The following is a 2,192-nucleotide window of genomic DNA, read 5'->3' as shown; positions in this document are numbered from 1 at the left end:
TCTCCACCGCCTTCATCAGGCCCAGGTTGCCCTCCTGGATGAGGTCCAGGAAGGGGACGCCGCGGCCCATATATTTTTTGGCGATGCTAACCACCAGGCGCGTGTTGGCCTTGATCAGGTGCTCCCGGGCCCGGCGTCCCTCCTCCACCAGTTTCTCCAGGCGGGCCCGCTGCCGGGGGGTCAGCCGCCGGGCCTCCTGCAGCCGCCGGGCCGCCTGCTGGCCCCGGAACACCTGGCGGGCCAAGCGGACCTCCTCCTCGCTGGTGAGCAGGGGGACGCGGGCCATCTCCTTGAGGTAGAGGCCCACCGTGTCGTCGACGTCGATGCCCGCCAGGTCGTCGTCCTCCCCCAGGACCACGTCGCTGCTCTCGAAATGTTCCTCCGCCTCCTCTTCTTCCTCTTCCTCCTCGATCTCGCGGAGGAACCGCTCCTCCTCTTCGATGTTGATGCGGGTGTCGTCGTAGAGCTCGATCCCGGCCTCCTGGAGCCAGAGGCAGATCTCATCCAGTTCTTCAGGGGACTCCTCGGCCTCCGGATACACCTCCAGGATGTCGGTTACGGTGAGATAGCCTTGCCGCTCCGCCAGCGACAGCAGTTCCCCGATCACCTCATCGAAGCTCGCCATCGTCGCTCCTCTCCATGCCTCGGAGATGTCCACCCGCGCTCCCTGCCGGCGCCGCCCCAGGGGGATCGGCCCTCACTCCGAGGGAAGCCGGAAGGCCCTCAGGGCCGCCCACCGCGGATCCAGCTCCCGGACGCACCCGCAATCGCCCTCGTTGAGGTTGTGCCCGCATTCCGGACACAGCCCGCGGCAATCCGGCTTGCACAGCACCCGCAGCGGCGTGTGGAGCATGATGTGCTCCCGCAGCGGGGCCGTCAGGAACAGATAGCCGTCGTCGGTCACCGCATAGATGTTCTCCCCGGGGATGTCCACCGGGGAGAGATGGAACGCCTCCTCGAAGGTGAAGGTCAGGGGCAGGGCCACGGGCTCCAGGCAGCGGGCACACTCCACGGGGATCTGCGTGGAGACCGTCCCCGAGGCCAAAAGGCGGCGGTCCGAGCGGACCAGTTCGATCTCCCCCCGCAGATAATCGACCGCCACGCCGTAACCCAGATCCCCCGGTCCCTCCTCCAGGGATAGAACCATCCGACTTCCGATCGGGGCGCTCACCAGCGCCCCCACCCGATACCGCAGCATCTTCATGGGGCCCTCCGGGAGGGCGACCGCAGGGGCCGCGCCTCCAGGGTTGGGGCAGGCCGGCAAAAACCTGCTGGCGTGATTATAGCACACGGCCGGCCCCTCCGTCAAGCACAAGTTTGGAAATCCGTCAACCCCTGGAGGAAAAGAAGGACTTTGACGGCACGATGCAAACTAATATGTTAATAATCTGGGATTATCGTCGGAAGTTATTATCAATAACGGGCGTAGTGCAAGGGATAGATAGGAAAGGTTCTGCGGAAAATACCATCAGGATGGGGGGGTGGGGGGTAGCGCGGCGCTGGGGGGGCCGAACCGCAGGCGGTCGTAGGCGGCCAGGACATCCACGATGGAGCGGCGCTGGCGGGCGGCCTCTTCCTCCTGGAGGCGGCGCCGGTAGGCCTCCATGCGCCGGGTGATCTCCTGCTGGACCTGGCGGGGGGCGCCCACATAGACCAGATGGAAGTCGCCGCCGGGGACCCGCACCAGGACGTGGCCGTAGTTGAGCAGGCGGGCCCAGAGGGAGGGGATGGTGTATTCGACGCTCTGGATGCGGGCCAGGCTGGCCGTCTGGGTCTCCTCCCGCATCAGGGCGGGCAAGCGCTGGGAGAGCATGAGATGGGTGGGCGTGAGGATATATTCGTCGTTCCGCCAGTTCTCGTAGCGCCACCACCACCACAGCCCCAGCAGCGCCCCCGTGACGACCAGCAGGCCCCAGCGGACCTCCGGCGGAAGGCGGTCCAAGAGCATGACGTGGTGCCGGAGGAGGAACAGCAGGAGCCACCACGCCCCAGCCCCGACCACCGGCCCCCACCCGATAGAGCGGAACAGGGCCACCCAGTGCTTGCGGTAGATGATCCGATCCCCCACCGTCTCCCGCAGCGGGGGAAAGAGATAGCGCCCGATGGCGCGGAGGACCATCCCGAGGCGTCCCAGGGCGCCCGGCGGCGGCGGGGGAGGCGGCGGCTCCGGCGCCGGGGGCGGGGGGACGAGG

At 67.3% G+C, this 2,192-nt stretch carries 3 protein-coding genes; all 3 read right to left on the bottom strand.

Annotation, left to right across the window (positions count from 1 at the left end; translation table 11 throughout):
• Nucleotides 1-625, bottom strand: a 625-nt coding sequence (locus C4313_RS11610) for a sigma-70 factor domain-containing protein (RefSeq protein ID WP_352430006.1), incomplete at its 3' end; no start/stop codon positions are given.
• Nucleotides 626-697: 72 nt separating this feature from the next.
• Complete coding sequence (locus tag C4313_RS11605) at nucleotides 698-1,204, bottom strand: YceD family protein (RefSeq protein ID WP_352430005.1); 507 nt, start codon at nucleotides 1,202-1,204, stop codon at nucleotides 698-700.
• A gap of 264 nt (nucleotides 1,205-1,468) precedes the next feature.
• A partial coding sequence (locus tag C4313_RS11600) for a PH domain-containing protein (protein ID WP_503012471.1) occupies nucleotides 1,469-2,192 on the bottom strand: 724 nt, incomplete at its 5' end.

The organism is Thermoflexus sp., from assembly GCF_040289485.1.
Taxonomy (GTDB): Bacteria; Chloroflexota; Anaerolineae; order Thermoflexales; family Thermoflexaceae; genus Thermoflexus.
The sequence above is the reverse complement of the archived record's forward strand: the minus strand, read 5'-3'. Positions and strand labels throughout refer to the sequence as shown.